Source organism: Arthrobacter castelli DSM 16402, from assembly GCF_000430705.1.
In the GTDB taxonomy this organism is placed as follows: domain Bacteria; phylum Actinomycetota; class Actinomycetes; order Actinomycetales; family Micrococcaceae; genus Arthrobacter_C; species Arthrobacter_C castelli.
In genome coordinates this window covers 38,195-57,649 of sequence record NZ_AUMN01000010.1, presented here as the reverse complement: position 1 = coordinate 57,649, position 19,455 = coordinate 38,195, and the positions used below count along the sequence as shown (strand labels likewise).

General features: G+C 65.6%; 20 protein-coding genes. 9 read left to right on the top strand and 11 right to left on the bottom strand.

Going from position 1 to position 19,455, the window contains the following annotated elements; genetic code table 11:
- Positions 1-110 precede the first annotated feature (110 nt).
- Positions 111-1,106: a hypothetical protein gene (locus tag H535_RS0112220; protein ID WP_245580286.1), complete on the top strand. Its 996-nt coding sequence runs from the start codon at positions 111-113 to the stop codon at positions 1,104-1,106.
- The gene (locus H535_RS25120) at positions 1,103-1,423 is read left to right on the top strand and encodes a PadR family transcriptional regulator (protein WP_035769404.1); all 321 of its coding nucleotides are present in this window, start codon (positions 1,103-1,105) and stop codon (positions 1,421-1,423) included. Before H535_RS0112220 ends, H535_RS25120 begins: the two co-directional genes overlap by 4 nt.
- A 161-nt stretch (positions 1,424-1,584) precedes the next feature.
- Here the strand turns inward: H535_RS25120 and H535_RS0112210 are convergent, their stop codons facing one another.
- From H535_RS0112210 to H535_RS25110, 5 genes are all read right to left on the bottom strand, one after another.
- Entirely contained in the window at positions 1,585-2,742 is a 1,158-nt protein-coding gene (locus tag H535_RS0112210; RefSeq protein WP_026819775.1) for a calcium:cation antiporter, read from the bottom strand.
- Positions 2,743-2,892: 150 nt separating this feature from the next.
- Positions 2,893-3,069, bottom strand: a complete 177-nt coding sequence (locus H535_RS29025; protein WP_155838672.1) for a hypothetical protein — start codon at positions 3,067-3,069, stop codon at positions 2,893-2,895.
- 123 nt (positions 3,070-3,192) lie between these two features.
- Positions 3,193-3,906 carry a VOC family protein gene (locus tag H535_RS25115; RefSeq protein ID WP_051299131.1) on the bottom strand — a complete coding sequence of 238 codons (714 nt, stop codon included), beginning with the start codon at positions 3,904-3,906 and terminating at the stop codon, positions 3,193-3,195.
- Positions 3,907-3,934: 28 nt separating this feature from the next.
- Entirely contained in the window at positions 3,935-6,370 is a 2,436-nt protein-coding gene (locus tag H535_RS0112195) for a Tex family protein (protein ID WP_425387275.1), read from the bottom strand.
- 74 nt (positions 6,371-6,444) lie between these two features.
- Positions 6,445-7,008, bottom strand: coding sequence for an ATP-binding protein (locus H535_RS25110; RefSeq protein WP_245580284.1), 564 nt, complete (start codon positions 7,006-7,008; stop codon positions 6,445-6,447).
- 162 nt (positions 7,009-7,170) lie between these two features.
- On the opposite strand from H535_RS25110, the gene H535_RS0112185 reads away from it, so the two are divergent.
- Positions 7,171-7,494, top strand: coding sequence for a cupin domain-containing protein (locus H535_RS0112185; protein WP_081416641.1), 324 nt, complete (start codon positions 7,171-7,173; stop codon positions 7,492-7,494).
- Positions 7,495-7,541: 47 nt separating this feature from the next.
- Here H535_RS0112185 and H535_RS0112180 read toward each other — a convergent pair whose 3' ends face one another.
- Positions 7,542-8,408, bottom strand: coding sequence for an AraC family transcriptional regulator (locus H535_RS0112180; protein WP_035769463.1), 867 nt, complete (start codon positions 8,406-8,408; stop codon positions 7,542-7,544).
- Between the two features lie 212 nt (positions 8,409-8,620).
- On the opposite strand from H535_RS0112180, the gene H535_RS0112175 reads away from it, so the two are divergent.
- On the top strand, positions 8,621-9,001 hold the full coding sequence (locus H535_RS0112175) for a VOC family protein (RefSeq protein WP_026819771.1): 381 nt from the start codon (positions 8,621-8,623) through the stop codon (positions 8,999-9,001).
- Between the two features lie 21 nt (positions 9,002-9,022).
- Here the strand turns inward: H535_RS0112175 and H535_RS25105 are convergent, their stop codons facing one another.
- Both H535_RS25105 and H535_RS0112165 read right to left on the bottom strand, forming a co-directional pair.
- The gene (locus H535_RS25105) at positions 9,023-10,132 is read right to left on the bottom strand and encodes an LLM class flavin-dependent oxidoreductase (RefSeq protein ID WP_051299126.1); all 1,110 of its coding nucleotides are present in this window, start codon (positions 10,130-10,132) and stop codon (positions 9,023-9,025) included.
- Between the two features lie 31 nt (positions 10,133-10,163).
- Positions 10,164-10,931, bottom strand: coding sequence for an MBL fold metallo-hydrolase (locus H535_RS0112165; protein WP_245580281.1), 768 nt, complete (start codon positions 10,929-10,931; stop codon positions 10,164-10,166).
- A gap of 88 nt (positions 10,932-11,019) precedes the next feature.
- Here H535_RS0112165 and H535_RS0112160 point away from each other — a divergent pair, with 88 nt between their 5' ends.
- Positions 11,020-11,637, top strand: a complete 618-nt coding sequence (locus tag H535_RS0112160; RefSeq protein WP_245580280.1) for an ABATE domain-containing protein — start codon at positions 11,020-11,022, stop codon at positions 11,635-11,637.
- A 70-nt stretch (positions 11,638-11,707) separates the two neighbouring features.
- Here H535_RS0112160 and H535_RS0112155 read toward each other — a convergent pair whose 3' ends face one another.
- Genes H535_RS0112155 through H535_RS0112145 form a run of 3 tightly spaced genes read right to left on the bottom strand, consistent with a single transcriptional unit; the run spans position 11,708 to position 13,819 of the window.
- The gene (locus H535_RS0112155) at positions 11,708-12,064 is read right to left on the bottom strand and encodes a hypothetical protein (protein WP_026819768.1); all 357 of its coding nucleotides are present in this window, start codon (positions 12,062-12,064) and stop codon (positions 11,708-11,710) included.
- The gene (locus tag H535_RS0112150) at positions 12,064-13,170 is read right to left on the bottom strand and encodes a serine hydrolase domain-containing protein (protein ID WP_026819767.1); all 1,107 of its coding nucleotides are present in this window, start codon (positions 13,168-13,170) and stop codon (positions 12,064-12,066) included. Before H535_RS0112150 ends, H535_RS0112155 begins: the two co-directional genes overlap by 1 nt.
- A 19-nt stretch (positions 13,171-13,189) precedes the next feature.
- Complete coding sequence (locus H535_RS0112145; RefSeq protein ID WP_026819766.1) at positions 13,190-13,819, bottom strand: winged helix-turn-helix domain-containing protein; 630 nt, start codon at positions 13,817-13,819, stop codon at positions 13,190-13,192.
- A gap of 434 nt (positions 13,820-14,253) precedes the next feature.
- Here H535_RS0112145 and H535_RS0112140 point away from each other — a divergent pair, with 434 nt between their 5' ends.
- The 4 genes from H535_RS0112140 to H535_RS0112125 all read left to right on the top strand — a co-directional run bounded on the left by H535_RS0112140 (position 14,254) and on the right by H535_RS0112125 (position 19,338).
- The gene (locus tag H535_RS0112140; RefSeq protein ID WP_026819765.1) at positions 14,254-14,937 is read left to right on the top strand and encodes a response regulator; all 684 of its coding nucleotides are present in this window, start codon (positions 14,254-14,256) and stop codon (positions 14,935-14,937) included.
- A 153-nt stretch (positions 14,938-15,090) separates the two neighbouring features.
- A complete protein-coding gene (locus tag H535_RS25100; RefSeq protein ID WP_051299124.1) occupies positions 15,091-16,458 on the top strand; it encodes a sensor histidine kinase in 1,368 nt (455 codons plus the stop codon).
- Positions 16,458-18,599 carry an MMPL family transporter gene (locus tag H535_RS0112130; protein WP_211236585.1) on the top strand — a complete coding sequence of 714 codons (2,142 nt, stop codon included), beginning with the start codon at positions 16,458-16,460 and terminating at the stop codon, positions 18,597-18,599. The genes H535_RS25100 and H535_RS0112130 overlap by 1 nt, the downstream gene beginning before the upstream one ends.
- Positions 18,600-18,606: 7 nt before the next feature.
- Positions 18,607-19,338 (top strand): IclR family transcriptional regulator, encoded by a 732-nt coding sequence (locus tag H535_RS0112125; protein WP_026819763.1) that lies wholly within the window; start codon positions 18,607-18,609, stop codon positions 19,336-19,338.
- Positions 19,339-19,455: the final 117 nt, after the last annotated feature.

Sequence of the window (19,455 nt, the reverse complement as noted above, 5' to 3'; positions counted from 1 at the left end):
TCACCTTTCGGAGCTCCGGTGGCGACAATCGGGTGTTGCCTTCGCAGCCTTGCTTGTGATTGTATCTAGATATGTTTTCAATCTAGATACAAGGAGTGACCACAGTGAATGTGAGAGCGTGGCCCGTCGTGGACCAAAAGTGGGTGGAGCGCTACCGAATGTCGATGGTCGGCAAGCATGTTCCGGCGCTTACGCTCGAGGAGCGTGAGCGTGAGTTGCTCGACGCTGTCCGTGAGGCCGAGGTTCCCGCGACCGAGCTCTTTGGCGACGCAGGCGAGCTCGCGGCAGAAGACGCTACCGAGCTCGCGACCGTTGATGAGGCGGTTCGGGCCTCCCTGGGCGGGGGGCTGCGACCAGCGCTCAGGGAGGTCGGGCACACGCTGGTGGGGATCGCCGCCGTCGCGGTGCTGCTCGTGATTATCCGCCATGGCTGGTCCGTCGACATAGACATCGCGCACGCCTTGGTCGCCGCGGGAGTACTGATTGTCTTCGTGGGATGGGTCGTGACTCGGGCACTCTTCTCCTCTGGGCGATCGATTTCAGCAGCCGGTGCGCTGGTCTTTGCGGCGGCGATCGCCATCGCAGGCATAGTCGCCGCGGCGAACCTGGGCTCAGGGCACATCGCAGCGCACAATGTGCCTGTGCCACTCCTGGCTCTGGTGGTGCTTACCCCGGGCATCGTCGCGCTGGTGGTCGCGGGTCGGATGCCGCAGCCGGCACTTCGCGAGAGCTGGGACGACGCCAGGTGGCTGGACCGCTTCAGGGGTGGCTTGCGGTCCCGACTGATGCCGGCCGGCACTGCTCGCGGTCACGTAGCCGAGATCGAGCAGGCACTGGGATCCAGACGGACGTCGGCCTACGAGGAGTTCGGTCACCCGCTGGCCCTGGCCCGCGAACTGGCCGCGGCCGATCAGGTCGCGCGGGCACGGCGCTGGTGGGCATCCACCATCGCCGGCACGGGGGCTCCGCTGGTAATCGCCGCACTCGTCCTCGCAAACCAGAGTTGGGGAACGTTGACAATCCCGGTGGCGGTTGTTTTGGCCGCTGTCGCCGCTCTCGCCCTTGGCCTCGGCTGGGGCCGACGGCCGTGGGCGAAGGCGCAGTGAGCATCGCCGCGTGGCAGCGAGCCTCACTGCCGATGCTTATCCTCCGGGTACTCGCTGTCGCGCCGCGGCACGGGTACGGTATCTCGCAGGCCCTCGTATCGGCGGGGCTGCAGCCGATCAAGGGGGCCCAGCTCTACCCCGCACTCGTACGACTCGAGGACGAAGGTGCGATTGTGGCGCAGTGGGAGCAGAGCGATTCCGGCCCCGCGCGGAAGGTCTACGAACTAACGGACACGGGGCTCAGGCAGCTGGAGGACTTGAGTGCGCAGTGGCGGGCATTTATGAGCGCGGTCGAGGGCGTCGGCCGCGCCGACTGAACCGTAAACTCCCAGGCTCAGTCCAGGTTGCACCTTCCCCGGCCCACGTTCACAGGCCTATGCGACAGGGACAATTCTGCAACTGAATTGAGCGCCGGAGTGCTCTATCCGAGCGTCGGCCGTCAAGAGCGGCTTGGCTATTCATCCCGCCCATCGGCGGCTCAGGAGAAGACCGTAATCCCGTAGACCGCAAAGACGACGAGGTGAGCCGCGCCGTGCATTGCCGTGACGTTCTTGGCGGCGAACGTGGTCACCGACAGCAACAGGGTAACGCCGAGGAGCAGCAGGTTCGCCGGGGATTCGGCCAGCACGTTGGACTGATCGGTCAACAACCCGATGACGAGGACGACCGGGATGGTCAATCCGACTGTCGAGACGAGCGCACCATGACACAGGTTGATGACGCGCTGGACCTCCCCCTGCAGCGCGGCGCGAACCGACGTGATCGACTCGGGCAGGAAGACGATGATCGCGATGACGATCCCGGCCAGTGCGACCGGCGCCCCGAGGCGCCCGAGCCCGTCGTCCAGAAGGGCGGCCATGTCGTGGGAGAGCAACACGATGGGCAGCACGGTCGCGACGAGCAGCCCCATCCGCAGCAGCACTGCCGAGCGGTACTCGGCGAGGACCTGGACGATATTGGTGTGTTCCGCCTCGGATCGGGCTGTGTCCTGCCCGGCGTCGCGGACGGTCAACCGCGGGTCGACCTCCCGGAAGTCATCGGCCTGCTTGCCCATCTGGCGGAAGAGGAAGAAGGCATAGAGCCCGAGCGTCAGCACGATGATGGGAATCTCCTGCCAGGGCAGGTACTCGCCCTCGTGGCCGATCAGGGCAGGCAGCGCAAAGGCGAGCGAGGACAGGACTACGAGCATGGCCAGGTAGGCGGATGTCCCCGTGCGGTTGTGGCCAAGGTCGCCGTGCTTTATCCCGCCGACGAGGAGTGCCAGTCCGATAACAGCGTTGAGGATGATCATCGACACAGCCATGACTGAATCCCGGGCAATGGTGCTGTGCTCGCCAGGGCCGAGCATGACGGCGGCGATGAGGATCACCTCGATCAGCACGATGGAGAGCGTCAGCACCAGGGAGCCGTAGGGATCACCCAGCCGTCGGGCGAGGTGTTCGGCTTCATGCACCACCCCGAAGGCACAGACCAGGATGACGCCGACGATGAACACGAGGGCGGCAACCAGCAGCAGCGCGGGAACGGGCGGTGCCAGAAGAGGCCCGGCGAACATCAGGGCGGCAAAAGCACCCCAGCCCAGCACCAGCCGCACGATCGCAGTGGGAGTAAGGATGGACCGAGTGGTCGCAGACATGAAGATAGGTCCTGTTCCACGAGGCCGTCCCCGTCACCGTCGATCGACGACCGAGCCGTCCCGGTCGCGTCTTGCTATCGTAAGTGAAGAACCATACCTATTATCCACGAACCAGCACCGCCGCTTCGAACCATATTGGGATGGTGTGGCTCAGTCTCCGGCTCCGTCGTCGGCAGGCGGCTCAGTATAACCGGCAATGCGCAGTCTGAGTTCAGTGATCTTTAGCTGCAACACCTTGATCAATAAAACCGCTATCCATATTCCCAGTACCGCAACTGCAACTATGAAAACAAAATACGCGACAGCGGTAATTCCCAGAATTTCCATGGATATATATCCCCTTTGATAGCGAGTGTTCTTCCCATGCTACTCAATTGCATGCGCCGTTAAGATTATTCGCTCTGCGCAGTGGTTTGTTCCCACGCTTCAGCAACGACCAAACTCATCGGGTCATGCGATGGCATCAATACTGATGGGCGGGGTTTGGGTGGATTCGTACGTCAAGACGTGAGTGGGCGCGCCGCCTGCGTCACCCTCCTTCGGGGGAATGGTATTGATCAGCACGGTCATAGGGCCCCGCGCTGGCCGAAGGTTGCGGGTGGGGAACCAGGTCCGGCCCGCTTCAACCAAAATCAGCAGGCCTTGGTGATCTCCCACTGGCGCGAAACGTTGCCCCTGCGCAGAGAAGGGACTCACGCCTAAATCCTCGACTGCTTGCTGGACCGCTGCTGGAACGTCGGGGACGCCTATTCCGACCTCGCTGATTGCGATAAGCTGCGGTTCGCCTCCGGTGCTGCCGGGCAGATTGGAATCGGCTTGACGGGCGATGAGTTCCAAAATGATGTTCTCAGGACCGTGGAAGTACACAGATTGGGCGTCCCACCCCTCGGGAGCGTCGATGACTTCCGTATCACCGACTTTGATGGGTTCGACGACGCCGGCCAGCCACCGGCGCGCGAGCGGGAAATCGTCCGGCGGTATGCCAAAGGCAAGGTGGTGAGCGCCCTCGAAGTGTCCGCCCGGTCTCAACGTGAGCTGGCTTGAGCCGATCCGCACCACTACCTCCCGGTGGTTCTGTATAACCGGTAGGCCCAATGTTTCCCTGTAGAAGCGTGCCGCCGACTCTATGTCCTGCACAGTGATAGTGACGTTGACAATTTCCATCGGAGCTCCTTCCGCGGGTTTCTTGCCCCTACTTCGCCAGTCCGGCCTCGCGCAGCGCCCGCGCCATCGCGCTTTCAGGTTCCTTCGGCTTGGAGCTGTTGCCCTGGCGCCCTTGCTTCGATCCGTTACCCGGCCCCGGCTTCGGTTTGTTGCCTGACTGACCCGGCTTCGGCTTCCGCTCCCCTTGCCGCTGCGAAGCGTCACCGCCGTCGCGCCCGCCGGCGGAACCCGGCACGTCGTCGTCCAGCCGCAGGGTCAATGAGATCCGCTTGCGGTCCGGATCGGCCTCGAGCACCTTCACGCGCACCACCTGGCCGGAGCGAACGATCTCATGCGGGTCCTGCACAAACTTATTGGACATCGCCGAGATATGGACCAGCCCGTCCTGGTGCACGCCGACGTCGACAAACGCCCCGAACGCGGCGACGTTGCTGACCGCGCCCTCCAGGATCATCCCCGGGCGCAGATCGGAAACCTTCTCGACCCCTTCGGCGAACGACGCCGTAGTGAACTCCGGCCGCGGGTCACGTCCGGGCTTTTCCAGTTCCGCGAGGATGTCCTGCACCGTAGGCAGGCCGAAGGCCTCGTCCACAAACTCGTTGGGAGACAAGGTGGCAAGCGCACCGGTGCCGCGGACGTCGTCGGCCGTCTTCGCCCCGGCCGCGGTCAGCACCCGCCGCGCCACGCCGTAGGCCTCGGGATGGACGCTGGAGGCGTCGAGGGGCTCCGCTCCCCCGGTGATCCGCAGGAATCCGGCGCACTGTTCGAACGCCTTGCCGCCGAGCCGCGGCACTTTCTTCAGGTCGGAGCGCTTGGCGAAGGCCCCGTGCTCGTCGCGGTGGGCGACGATGTTCTCGCTCAGGGTCGGGCCGACGCCGGCCACCCGGGACAGCAGCGACGGCGAGGCGGTGTTCACGTCCACGCCCACCGAGTTCACGCAGTCCTCGATCACGGCCCCGAGGGAACGCTCCAGTTTCACCGGCGTCACATCGTGCTGGTACTGGCCCACGCCGATGGCCTTCGGGTCGATCTTGACCAGTTCGGCCAGCGGATCCTGCAGCCGGCGGGCGATCGAGACCGCGCCGCGCAGCGAAACGTCCATGTCCGGCAGTTCCGCGGCGGCGAGCGCGGAGGCCGAGTAGACAGAAGCGCCCGCCTCGGAGACCACCAGCTTGCTGATTTTCTTCTCCGGCAGCGACTTGATCAGCTCGCCCGCCAGCTTGTCAGTCTCCCGGCTTGCCGTGCCGTTGCCGATTGCGACGAGTGCGACGTCGTGCTTCTTCACCAAAGCGGTCAGGCCGGCCAGCGACTCATTCCACTTGTTCGCCGGCTGATGCGGATAAATGGTGTCGGTGGCAACCACCTTGCCGGTTTCGTCGACGACGGCAGCCTTTACCCCGGTGCGCAGGCCCGGGTCGAGGCCCAGCGTGGTGCGGTTGCCGGCCGGCGCCGCGAGCAGCACGTCACGCAGGTTCGCGGCGAAGACCTTCACCGCGTCGTCCTCGGCACCCTGGATCAACCTCACGCGGACGTCGGTCGCGAGCCGGATCAGCACCCGGGTGCGCCATGCGAGCTGAGCCGACTGGAGCAGCCAGGCATCGGCGGGGCGGCCGCGGTCGGCAATGCCCAGCGAGCGTGCGACGGCGTTTTCGTACCGTTTCCGCGCCTCATCCAGGGCCTCCTTGTCGCCGGCGTCCGCCTCGGCGATCGACACGTCCAGCACACCCTCCTTCTCCCCGCGGAGCAGCGCGAGGATGCGGTGCGACGGGAGCGAATGCGGCGGCTGGGAGAAATCGAAGTAGTCCTTGAACTTCTGCCCCTCGGCCTCCTTGCCCTTGCGCACCTGCGCGCGGAGCCGTCCGGTCTTCCACAACCGCTCGCGCAGCTCGCTGACCAGCTCAACATCCTGGCCGGCGCGTTCGACGACGATGGACCGGGCGCCGGCGAGCGCGTCGTCGGCGGTGGCGATGGAATGGTCCGGGTTCAGGTACTTCGCCGCTTCTTCCTGCGGGGCCAGCTCCGGGTCCTGCAACAGCGCGTCGGCCAGCGGCTCCAGCCCGGCCTCGCGGGCGATCTGCGCCTTGGTCCGCCGCTTCGACTTGTACGGAAGGTAGAGGTCCTCGAGGCGGGACTTGGTGTCGGCCTCCTGCACCGCCTTCTTCAATTCATCGGTGAGCTTGCCCTGCTCATAGATGGACTCCAGCACCGTCGCGCGGCGGTCCTCCAGCTCAAGCAGATACCGCAGCCGCTCCTCCAGGTCACGCAGCTGTGTATCATCCAGCGTCCCCGTGACTTCCTTGCGGTACCGGGCGATGAACGGCACGGTCGAACCGCCGTCGAGCAGTTCCACGGCGACCTTCACCTGCCACGGCTGCACGCCGAGTTCGCTGGCGATCTTCTCGAAAATCCGGGCCTTGATGGTGGCCTGGTCGGGCGCTGGCAGGGCGGTTGCTTCTGTACTCACCGAACTAGTTTAGATGCAACGCGCTTTCCGCATTCGCCAGACATCCACGCTCGAGCATTGGGCGCTGGGATAGCTCATGGGCCTTGCACCGCCGAAATATGCACACCATAGCCGGGCTGTTCACGCAGGTATTCACGTAGGTGCTGGACCACAGCTGCCAGTTCCGACAATTCGGTGCGATCCACGGCATGGATTTCATCCACGCTGATCAACAACCCGGTCCCCTGCCTATTCAGATTCGCCAGCAATTCGGACGCCGTGCGGCGCCAGTTCAGCGGCTTCTCGGGCGGCAGTTGCGTTTCCACCCGGAGCGGCCCGACCGTGACACCGGTAACCCTGCGCCCCGGCGATCCTTCACCGAGCTCTTCGTTGGCGGTACGGATGCTTTCGCCGATACGAGAAGTCAATCCTTCGGTGGCTGTCTCCGTCACGACAATCCAGCCGTGCTCGATGGCTTCGTCCTCGATCTCGCTGAGCATAATGGTCTTACCGACACCCCGGGGGCCGGTGAAAATAGAAAGCAGTCCCGGCGCACCGGGGCCGTCGTCGAGACTATCGGAGAAATCTTGCCGCATGTCTTCGCGTCCGATAAGAAGCGGAGGACGGGCACCAGCGCTTGGCTTAAACGGATTTCGCACGGACTCCCCTTTTAGATGCCTTTATACTTTTTAGATTCTTTATATTTCAGATACCATCTCAACCCGCGCCCACCACCGGCGTTTCGCAACGTGCACCCGTCGTCCAGCGTTCTGCGACTTCATGCTGACAGCGGACCTCGGGCACTGCGTTAGGATCCGGATATGGCACCCGATTCGGCTGGAAATACTGAACCAGCTTCCGCACCCTACGACCAGGCCACCGCCACGGTGCAGCTCGACGACGACCGCGTCCGGGTGACGAAGTGGCAGTTCCCTCCCGGCACCCGGACCGGCTGGCATCGGCACGAGCTGGATTACGTCGTCGTGCCGACCATTGCCGGAACGATGACCTACGAGACCGCCGACGGCGAGGCAACCCGCGACCTGGTCGTCGGCGATTCGTACTCTCGTCCCGCCGGAGGCGAACACAACGTCATCAACACCACCGACGCTGTGTTCGCCTTTGTGGAGGTGGAACTGAAGTAGCTGGATCCACGGCCGCTACCTTCACGCCCCGTCCGGACCGGCAGCAGTCAGTCCTCGCGTTCGACCGGAATCCACACCGCATAAGTGCCCTGCGTCCCGTCCTCCGACAACTCGGTCCGCAATAGCTCCGGTCCGGGAACGCTGCGGTACGGGTTCGAGGGGAACCACTGAGTGTAGATGTCCCGCCAGAGGTACTGGATCGACTCCGGCACCGGCCCCGACCGCTCGAACACCGCCCACGTGCCCGGCGCCACGGCCAGGTCGCCGTATTCCTCGGCCGGCTCGCTGGCGATCACGCCTTGGTAATAGTCCAGTTCGGTGCCTTCCGGCGCAGAGGCACGCTCACCGGCCAGATTATCGACGACGGCGACGACGCCGCGCGGTTCCTGGTCGGACAGCTGCGCCACGCGGGCCATCGCCTCCTTATCCAAGCCGCGGATGAACTCCTCAATGGCCGGATTCGGACCTTCGTATACCAGCGGAACACGCCGGCTGAACCCGACCACATGGAACGCGTCCTTTTCAACAATCCGGTAATCCATCGGATCACTTCCTTCCAACGTGAGATGAAATGTAAGCCGTGGCTGGGAACGGATGGACACCCCGGTCTGCCTCACCTCCTGCGGCCCGACGCCGTTCAGCGCCCGGAAAGCCCGGGTGAACGCCTCGACGGAGCCGTACCCATGGTCGACGGCTATATCCAGCAAGGTGCCCTCGCCCGACATCAGCCGTGCGCCGGCGGAGGTGAGCCGCCGTCGTCGTACGTACTCCGACAGCGGCATCCCGGCCAGCGTGGAGAACATCCGCCGGAAGTGGTACTCCGAGGTCTGCGCAATCCGCGCCAGCTCGGCGACCTTCACTTCCTCGCGCAGATGGTGCTCGATGTACTCCATCGCCTGGTTCAGTCCGTCCATATTCCCTTCCACACCATTCACGCTATGCGGGCAGACCACTTCCATACCCGACTTTCCATGCCCGATACGGTCGTGCGGTTCGCCGCCGGAAAGCCGTCCGGTTCCTCCGGGGAGTATTCCAGCCCAATTCCGGCCCATTCGTGCCGTGGAACGGCCTGTTGTACTCCTCGCCGGAACGTTGACTCGCCCGCCGTCGGTTCTAGGCTTGGTCCATGACGTCGAAAATCTCCCACACCAGCATTGATTGTTCCAACGCCTACCAGCTTTCCCTGTTTTGGGCCGATGTGCTCGGATACGCCCAGGATCCCGAGGACCCGAACGAACCAGGGCACGAAGAATGTATGATCTTCGCCCCAGACGGCGCCATGCCACTGCTTTTCATCGAGGTCCCGGAAGGCAAACGGACCAAGAACCGCCTGCACCTCGACCTCCGGCCAACCGACCGGCCCCGGGACGAAGAGGTCGAGCGAATCCTCGGCCTCGGCGGCACAGTCGTTGAGGACTTGAGAACGTCCGACGGCGGATGGGTCGTCTTCGCGGATCCCGAAGGAAACGAGTTCTGTGTTCTCCGGAGCGAGGCAGAGCTCAGCTGACCGAGGCCCCGGGCTCAATCCTTACCCCTGGCTGGAAGCTGCCAGAGTGCCAGCATCTTCCGCCTCAGACGCAGGCATGTCGTAGGCGTCGGCGATCAGCTCGGTGGAGCGGTACTGCGCCTCGAGCGAGTGGGCCACCGGCAAGAGCATGATCTCGTCGGCTTCGGCTTGGTCCTGCAGCCGGCCGATTTGCCCGGTCACCTTTTCGGGCGTGCCGTGCATGACGCGGTCGGTCCAGCTGTCCAGGATCTCGCGCTCCTGCAGCGTCGGATCGTAGGATTCGACGGCCTCAGGAGTCGGGACAATGTAGGACTTGCCCTGGAACATCCGCAGCATGCTGAACGCGAAAGTGCGGGCCTGGCGGCGCGCCTCGTGTTCGTCCTCGCTGGCCATGGTGCCGATACTGATGGCGGCATACGGCTCCGCCAGCACACTCGAAGGGCGGAAGGACCGCCGGTACAGTTCGAGTGCGGGAGCGGCATTCTCCCCGCCGAACTGGTAGGCGAATGCATACGGGCGGCCGAGCTGGCCGGCGAGCTGGGCGGAGTAGCCCGAGGAACCGAGCAGCCATACGGACGGCCCTGCCGGCATCGCGGCGACACCATGTTCCCGGTTCTGCCACGGTCCGGGCACCGCGTGCACGGACTGGTACGGGTGATTCTCCGGAAAGTCGTCGCCGAGGAAGCCGAGTAGTTCCTGTACTTGCTGGGGAAAGTCGTCTCCGGAGCCATGATCGCGGCGCAGGGCCGCAGCGGTCTGGTGGTCGGTGCCGGGAGCCCGGCCCACGCCCAGGTCGATCCGGCCCGGTGCGAGGGCGTCGAGCATGCCAAACTGCTCCGCGATCACCAGCGGAGCATGGTTGGGCAGCATCACCCCGCCCGAACCCAGCCGGATGCGCTCGGTATGGGCGCTCAGCCGGCCCAGGATGACTGCCGGGGACGACGTCGAGACGCTGGGCATGGAGTGGTGCTCGGCCATCCAGAAGCGGGTGAACCCGCGCCGGTCGGCCAGCTCGGCGAGCCGGATCATTGAGGCAAGGGAATCGGATGCCGTGTATCCGGTACCCGTCATGGCGCTATCGAGGACTGATAATGGTGCGGGGGGCGAGCCGAGGCGGGTTCCGTGAGTCATGAATTTGCCGGTCTTTCGTATTTGGGATGAGTTAGTTCAGCTGCAGTCGGTCGGAGATTCCGGCTGCCTCGAAGGCGGCGACGAGCTCGTCGCGACCTTCGGTGAAGTGCGTCCAGCTGTCCACGTGAGCGGGCACCACGCGTCGCGCGTCGAGGATTTGGGCCACTTCGGCGGCACGTGTTCCGTCGACGGTAAGCAGCGCGCCGTCGAACATTGGGGTGCGGACGCCGCCGGCGAAGATGACCGCGGTGTCCACCGGGCCCAGGTGGTCGGCAATTTCGCGCACGAGGTCGACCGAAGCGTTATCGCCGCTGACGTACACGGTTGGCAGATCATCGGCGGTGAGCAGGAATCCAATGACCTCACCCACGGTCGGTTCGCTGCCTTCGGGACCATGCAGTGCGGGCATGCCGGTGACCGTGACATTGCCGCCGCCCGGGCGGTCAAGCTCGACCGAATCCCACGGAGCCAGCGGACGGGCCGCGCCTCCCAACCGGCCTGCACCGCTGGGCGTGGTCAGCGTAAGCGGCACCCTTGAGAGGAACGCGCGACCCGAGGTGTCGAGGTTATCGGCATGCTCGTCATGGGACAGCAGGACGGCATCCACCGGACCCAGATCCGCCGGGGCGATGGACGACGCAGCCGTCTTCGTCAGGGTGAGGTCACCGAGCGGATAGTCGCCCGGGCCATCAAAGGTTGGGTCGGTCAGGAAGCGAAGCCCGCCGTACTCGACGAGTGCGGTGGGACCACCGAATACACGGACCGGGACCTGATCGTTTGGGGTATTGATACTGGACACGAAAAGCACCTCACGGGAAACTGGTTGTTTATACATGAGAGAGTCTACGCGGTTCTCACGCTAAACAACAACCTGTACCATGAGGTACATGACCGATCACCCACTTCCCCCGGCTCCCGGCACCGATGAGCACGTGTCGCTGGACTTCGCGAACAGCGCCGCATCCCTCCCCGGCGAGCGCATCATCGATTCACTGGACACCCCCGCCGCCGCCACCGAATGGCTCGTGGAGCGGGACCTCGCGCCTGCCAACGCGCAATTGTGGGACGTGTGCGTGAACCGGCTGCATAGCCTCCGCACGCACACCCGCGCACTGCTCGCAGCCCGCGCGGACAATCAAGCCCCTTCAGAGACCGATCTGCAGGCGGTGAACGAAGCCCTGACCACAGTTCCAAGTGCCTCGCTGCTGCACTGGAACGACGACGACGGCCTGCACCGCGTAGCGGAGCACCCGGCCACCCAGGTTGTCGAACATGCCATGGCCGCCCTCGCCGCCGACCTGGCCGACCTGCTGACCGGCCCCGATGCCGGCATCGTCGCCGCCTGCAGCGCACCGTCCTGCAATCGCTACATGGTGCGCACCCACGCCCGGCGGCACTGGTGCTCCACCCGTTGCGGTGACCGCGTGCGCGCCGCCCGGGCCTACGCCCGCCGGAACGCCACCGAGCAGAGTACGCGCAGCAAAGAGCCCGCCGCAGCGAACTGAATGTGCGGGTGCGGGTAACCTGGGCCTGATTTCGGCGGTGACCCCGCTCGGATATCAGCGTGAGCGGTGCCTACCCGGCGAACCAATTGACGCCGACCAGAGCCGCCAGCACCACCAGCCGGATGACGATCCGCCTTGTCCCTGGCCGGTCGTCGCGGCGCATTTCCCCCCACCGCCAGACCAGCCCCCCGGCAGCTGCGGCCAGCGCCACGGCCGACAGCAGCCACAGCACCATCGATGCAGTCTCCCAGTTAATCGCCAGGCGGAAGAACGCCGCGGTACAGACCACATCCAACAAATCTGCCGCCTGGCTGCTCCGGTCCGGCTCGGTGGACCACCTCCGCCATCCCCAGCAGCGCGCCGCTTCCCGGGCGCTGGACCACGCGAGAATTCCGGCCAGGAACCAGGCGATCAACGTCGGCAGCATCAGGTGCCTCCGGCGCCAGCGCGGAGCAGATCCATGGCCAGTTCATCGACAGGGGAAGCGACATCACTGAGTACGACGACGGCGCGCCCCGCCTGACGGTCGAGGGCGATCATGGAGGCGAACCCACCGGTCTGGCCGTTGTGCCATGTCACCGGGTTCCCCGCCCCGGCCGTCGTCGTAAACCATGCCAGCCCAACCCGCTCGCCGACGTCGTCGGCCTCCCATCTGGGCTCCATCGCCGCGGCGCCGGGCGCGGACCCATCGAGCAGCGCCCGGGCGTAAGCGGCCATATCCGCGGCGGTGGAGCGAATCCCGCCGGCCGGAGCATGGCCGTTGGTGGTCCAGGCGGCCGCGGGTAGCCCGCCCGCCGTCATGCCGGTCGGCGCATCCGGCTTCAAATTGTCGGCCGTGACCGGCACGTAGCTTTGCGACATTGACAGTGGCTCGAAGATCCGCTGCTCGACCAGTTCGGAGTATGGCTGTCCGATCTCCTTCGCCAGCAACTGCCCCAGAAAGGCCGCGCCCAGGTTGGAATATTGCACCGTACCCCGATCATCGAGGCCGGAGGACACTGCCATTTCGATCACTTCCCGCGGCGCGGCGGTGTAGGGGTCCTTATGCAGGAAATTGCCCAGCGCCACTGTCTTCACCAGCGTCCAACCGCCGGCCAGCCGCGGCAGTCCCGAGCGGTGGCTGGCCAGTTCCGCGAGCGTGACCTCAGCGATGGCGGAATCGGCGGAATCTGGGGAGTCGGCCGGAAGCACGTTTCCGAGGATGTCGGCGACGGTGGTGTCCAGCGCCACCTCGCCACGTTCGACGGCGTCGGCCAGCAGCGCGGAGGTGAAGGTCTTGGAGATCGAACCAATCTCATACTCGGTGGCCCGGTCGGCGCCGAAACCGGCGTACCGCACATTGCCATCGTCGACGACGGCGACACTGAGGTGATGTGCCGGCCCATCCACCAGCGATTCCACCTTCGCGGCCAATGCCGGGTCGCCGGTCTGGTTGCTGCTCAGCGTTGGGTGCCAGGGGGCGAACGTCATCCCCGCAGCCAGCACCCCGGCCGCGGTGATGACCGCCAGGACAAGCCGTCTGCGTCGTCGCATCTCACGCCCCCTTCGCACCTTAAACTCCAGCCGCCGCCACAATGGCCAGCAACGGCACCACACGACCAGCGGGGATTTGGTAATGCCCGCGGCCTGCTGCGACCAGCCACCCCTGCGACACCAGCTGGTTCACATGGTGGTACAGCTGACCGGTGGTTCCGGCGTCCAGCTCCTCGGCCAGACCCGCAACGGTCCCGGTCCCGCCCAGCACACCGTGCAGAATCCGCAACCGGACGGGATGGCCCAACGCGGCCAACGAGCCGGCGAAACCCGACCAGTCCAGCTCCAGCACGGCATCGGTGGTCAGCCCGTATTGGAATTCGTAATGCCGGTTTCCTTCACCCGTGACCGCCCCGGCAAAAACCACTGCCCCGGGGTCGGGGATACGGCTCTTCAATCCGTTGAGCACCCAGAAGGTGTCGTTGGCGTCCGGCGGGGCCGGCGGTGTTTCGGACTGCGCGGTGCCGGCTTCATCACCGGCAACGGCAGCATCTCCAGCATCCCCGGCAGGGGCGGCGTACCCGGCAGAGTCGCGGTGTCCGGCGGACTCGCCGAGCGGGGCAGCGCGGCTTTCCAGCGCGGCCACCCGCTCCTCCAGCTTCCGCACACGCGAAGCCATCTCCCCTTCCGAGGGTTCCTGGTGGTTCATAGCTTCAGTATTACGTAATTCCGTATTTACGTAAAGATCACCATTGTCCCCGGGTAATACGAGTTGTAGTCTGGCGCTGGAGCCAACCGCATGTACGGTACTCGTCTGAGAGGCATCCAAATGACCATTCCAGAGCCGCCGGAAGAACCATACCCGGACCCCACACAACCGCGACCGCCGAGTCCGGAACCGGCACCATCGCCGGGCCCGGAACCCGGGCATCCGGAACCCGGTCCGGCCCCGCCCGAGCCCGATGAGGATCCCCCGCTGGATCCTCGCTGAGCGGCGCTGACGAACGGTGGCCAGGAGCGGCAGGCACGGCTGATCCCGCACGGCATTAGCGGCGGGACGGACGTATCTTCAGCGTTCGTCACCGGCCCGACCGCCCCCGAGCGGCGTTGTCGGCTGAGGGCCAACGGCAATAGTCTGGTCGCATGCCCCAACCCGCCCCCTCAACCGCGCCACTGCGCATTATGGTGGCTGACGACTCCGTGCTGTTGCGGGAGGGATTGATTCGTCTCTTCGACGAGGCGGGGTTCGAAACTGTCGCCGCGCTCGGGGATGCCACCGACCTGCTCGCCCAGGTGGAAGAACTACGCCCCGATCTTGCCGTACTGGATGTTCGGATGCCGCCGTCGTACCGTGACGAAGGCGTCCGGGCCGCCATCGAACTCCGCCGCCGCATTCCCGAAGTCGGCATCCTGCTGCTCAGCCAGTATGTCGAGGGGACCTATGCCAAAGAACTGCTCGACGCCGGCGGCGGCCGTGCCGGATATGGCGGCCTGGGGTACCTGCTCAAGGACCGGGTGGCTTCCTTTGATGAACTGACCGACGCCATCTCGCGAATCGCCCGCGGCGGCACGGTGCTCGATCCGCAGGTGGTGCGTGAACTGCTGGCCCGACAGGCCGATCCGCTGGCGGCCTTGACACCGCGTGAACGTGACGTGCTGAAGCTGATGGCCGAGGGACGCACCAACACGGGGATCGCGTCGGACCTGGTGATCGGCGTCGGCGCCGTGGAGAAGAACGTGACGTCCATCTTCCAGAAGCTCAACCTGGAAGGTTCCGACTCCGACCACCGCCGGGTGCTGGCAGTGCTGAGGTGGCTGCAGCGCTGAGGTACTGGCGGACTTAGCGCTGAGACGCCCGGATGTCCCTGCATGCGGGGGATAGCCCCCGGATGAATCCGGGTGATGCCGGGATGTTGCCCGGAAGCTCCCATCGCGAGACTGGATATATACATTCAGACCAATGCGAGGAGCAGAACAATAATGGGCGTTGCAACACAGCCGGGCAAGACGCCGGATGGGCCTGGCCCCTTCTACAAGCAACTCTGGACCGGGGTGCCGCGCCACCTCGGTTTCCTGCTGCCTGCCTGGCCTGTCGCCGTCGTCGGATACACAATTCTGCTGACCCTGTTCGTCACCGGGGTTGGAACGCTGATCATCTACGTCGGCGTCTTCCTGCTCCTCGGCGCCCTCTATACGGCCCGGGCCTTCGGGACGGTCGAGCTGACCAGGCTGCGCTGGGCGGGACAGCCGGCCATTGACCCGCCACGATGGATTGCCGGCGACGCGTCCGCATGGCGTCGGACCTTCTCGCCGTTTGCCACCTCCCACTACTGGCTGTACCTGTTGCACGGGATCATCATCAATCCGGTGGTCAGTATCGTCACCTGGGTGGTCACCGTGTTTGTCCTCTCGGCCGGGCTCGGCGGCGTCACCTACTGGATCTGGAATCAATTTGTTCCGCAGGGGCAGGATGACCGTGGCCCGTTCTCCCCGGGAGGGCCGCCATTCGATTCCGCGCTGGCTGACAACCTGTTCGTGTTCGTGATCGGACTGATCTTCCTGGCCGTGCTTCCGTTTGTCACCCACGGGCTGGTGCTGGCCCACCATGGCATCGCCCAAGGAATGCTCGGCGGGCGACGTATCCAGGAACTGCAGCAGGAGGTCACCGAGCTGAACACTTCCAGGGGCGCGGCCGTGTCGGCCGAGCACACTTCTGTACGCCGGCTGGAGCGCGACATTCACGACGGCCCGCAGCAGCGGCTGATCCGCATGCAGATGGATCTGGCCGCCGCCGAGCGCAAGGTGGCCTCCGGCGATGCGGCCGACGCGCAATCGCTGCTGGCCGAGGCCCGCAGCCAGACCGGAGACGCGTTGGAGGAACTGCGGGCGCTCTCGCGCGGTTTGGTCGCACCGATCCTGCAGGACCGCGGCCTGATCCCTGCGCTGGAATCAACCACCACCCGGTGCCCGGTGCCCGTCCGGCTGGAAAACAACCTCGATGCCGGGCTGCGGCTGAGTCCCGAGATCGAGCGGAACGCATATTTCATCGCCGCCGAACTGTTGACGAACGTGGCCAAGCACTCCGGCGCCGCAGGTGCTGTGCTGAGGCTGGATTGGGACGTGCCCGACGACGGCCAGGCCGACGGGGTGCTGCGGCTTGAGGTGGTCGATAACGGCCATGGCGGAGCGAGCCTGCAGCCGGGACATGGACTGCACGGGATCGAGGAACGCCTCACCGGGCTCCGCGGCACCTTGGGCATCGACTCCCCCGAAGACGGGCCGACCGCCGTCGTCGTTCGGATCCCTGCTGTACCTGAGGGAGCAGTACCGGAAGGAGGAGCATCCTGATGCATGCCCAAAGCACCATCTCCAACGAAACCTCCCATGACATGAGCCGGATGGAACGACTGGCGGCGTGGTCCCAAAAGCACCACTGGCTGGCCCTTGTGGCCTGGGTCGCCGTGCTGCTGTCCGTCACCGGCGTCTCCACCGTCATTGGGGCCGATTACGAGAACGACTACGCGATCCCCGGCACGGAATCGCAGCAGCTGCGGCAGACCCTCGAGGAACACGGTGCGGAGCAGGCCAACGATTCCGTCCGTATCGTGATGGAGGCCGAGGACGGCATCGCATCGGCCGAAAGCCGGATCAGCAGCATGCTCGACGACGTCGAATCCCTCCCCCACGTTGCCGATGTCACCGCTCCGACCCCGAACCGGGGATCAGTCTCCGACGAGGGCACTATCGGATTTGCCACGGTGACCCTCGATGGCCAGGCGGCAGCGGTCCCCGGCGACGCCGTACGTTCAATTATCGACACCGCGCAATCCGCCCAGGGGCAGGGCCTGCAGGTCGCGCTGGGTGGAGACGCCGTCGCCGCCGCCCAGGAATCGTCGGGAGGCGCGGCCGAAGGAGCGGGGATGCTGGCGGCGCTGGTCATCCTGGTCTTCATGTTCGGCTCGCTGCTGGCCGCAACCCTGCCGCTGATCACCGCGGTCTTCGCCGTCGGCAGCACCCTCGGGCTGGTGATGCTCGCCTCCCACATATTCTCTATTCCCGACTACACCGCACCGGTACTGATCCTGGTGGGCATCGGCGTCGGTATTGATTATGCGCTGATCATCTTCTCCCGCTACCGCAGCGAATTATTGGCCGGGGCGGACCGGAGGCAGGCGACGCGGACCGCGCTGAACACCGCCGGCCGGTCGGTGCTGTTCGCCGGCGCCACCGTTGTCATCGCGCTGCTGGGATTGCTGCTGCTCGGGCTCAGCTCGTTGCAGGGCATGGCGCTGGCGGTGACCCTGACGGTGCTGATGACCATGCTGGCGGCGATCATCCTGCTGCCGTCGCTGCTGACCATTTTCGGGCAGCGGCTCGAGCGCAGCATTCACAAACACGCTGCCCGTTCGAAGCGGGAGCACGGAGCCGGCTGGCGGCGCTGGGCAGAGGTCGTCCAGCGCAATCCGTGGCCGGCGCTGCTCGCGGCCACCGCCGCGCTGGTGGCGCTCTCGATTCCGGCGCTGGGCATGCATTTGGGTTTCGCCGACGCCGGCACCCACGCCAAGGACACCACCACCCGACAGGCGTACGAGACGATGGCCGAGGGCTTCGGACCTGGTTTCAACGGGCCGCTCGTTGTGCTGACCGAGGGTGACGCGCAGGCCGCCGCCGAAGCGCGGGATACGCTTGCCTCGACCGCCGGTGTGGCAGAGGTGACGCCACCGCAGCCGCTGGAGGACGACGGCTACTACACGCTGCTTGCCTTCCCGGAGACCGCCCCGCAGTCGGAGGAAACCGCCCGGCTGGTCACCGAACTGCGCACCGATGTGCTGCCGGAGGTGGCCGAAGGGACCGGCGCCGATTATCTGGTGGGAGGCACGACGGCGGCCGCCATCGACTTCTCGTCCGCCGTCTCGGAACGCATGCCGGCCTTCATCGCCTCCGTGGTGGGGCTTTCCGCACTGCTGCTGATGCTGGTGTTCCGTTCCATCCTGATTCCGCTCAAGGCAGCCGTGCTCAACCTGTTGAGCATCGGGGCATCGCTGGGCGTCATCACGCTGGTGTTCCAGTACGGATGGTTCGGGGTGCCGCCCGGGCCGATCGAGGCCTTCGTGCCGGTGATGATCTTCGCCATCGTCTTCGGCCTGTCGATGGATTACGAGGTCTTCCTGGTGTCACGGATGCACGAGAAATGGCGCCGCACCGGCAGCGCCACACGGGCGATACGGGAAGGGCTGGCAGCCACCGGCGGCGTCATTACCGCGGCGGCGGCCATCATGATCGTGGTGTTCGGGGCATTCGTCCTCTTCCCCGACCGGATGCTGCAGCAATTCGGCCTGGGGCTGGCCACGGCCGTACTGCTCGACGCCGTCGTCATCCGTTGCCTGATCGTGCCGGCCGCGATGCGGCTGTTCGGCCACCGCGCCTGGTGGCTGCCCGGCTGGCTCGACCGCAGGCTGCCGCAAGTGGCGCTCGAAGATAAGCAATAATCGAAGCATGGCCAACTCCCCGTCCGGAGACTCGATGATCCGCCGGCTGATGCGGATCATCTCGTCCTTCGACCACTCGAAGCCCGCCATGAGTGTCGCGGTGCTGGCCAAGCGCGCCGGCATTCCACTGGCCACCACCCATCGGCTGGTCAATGAACTGGTGAACGAGGGCGTGCTGCGCCGGGAACCGGACGGCCGGATCCGCCTCGGCCTGCGGTTATGGGAGCTGGCCAGCCGCAGCTCGGAAGTGCTGTCACTGCGGCAGTCGGCCCTGCCGTTCATGGAGGACGTCCAAGCGGTGATCCGGCAGCACACCCAGCTGGCCGTGCTGCAGGACGATGAGGTGCTGTTCGTCGAGCGGCTCTCCAGCCGGGACTCGGTGGTCAACGAGGCGAAGGTGGCAGGCAGGCTGCCGGTCCATGTGTCGTCGTCGGGCATGGTGCTGCTCGCCCACTCGCCGCCCCAGAAGCAGGAAGCGTATCTGCTGCGGAATGCTGACACGGTCGACGCCGGCCGGCTGCGCCGTGATCTCGCGGGAGTCCGTCAGTCCGGTTACGCGGCGCTGGCCGGTTACGTTGTCGCCGACACCACCGGCATCGCGGTGCCTGTGCCGGGGCCACAGGATGTCATCGCGGCGCTTGGTGTAGTGGTTGCCGCCGGCGAGGAGAATATCCCGGCGACAGTGCCGGCGCTGATGACGGCGGCCCGTGGTATTGCCCGGGCCGTCGCGCCAGAATAGAAGTACGACGGCGCCGGCCACCAATTCGTGCCTGCTGTTCGCATTGAATGGGAATGGTCATCGCCCCGGCCGGTGCCTGCGGTCACACTGGCCGGAGTCCCAATCGTGAGAAGGAGA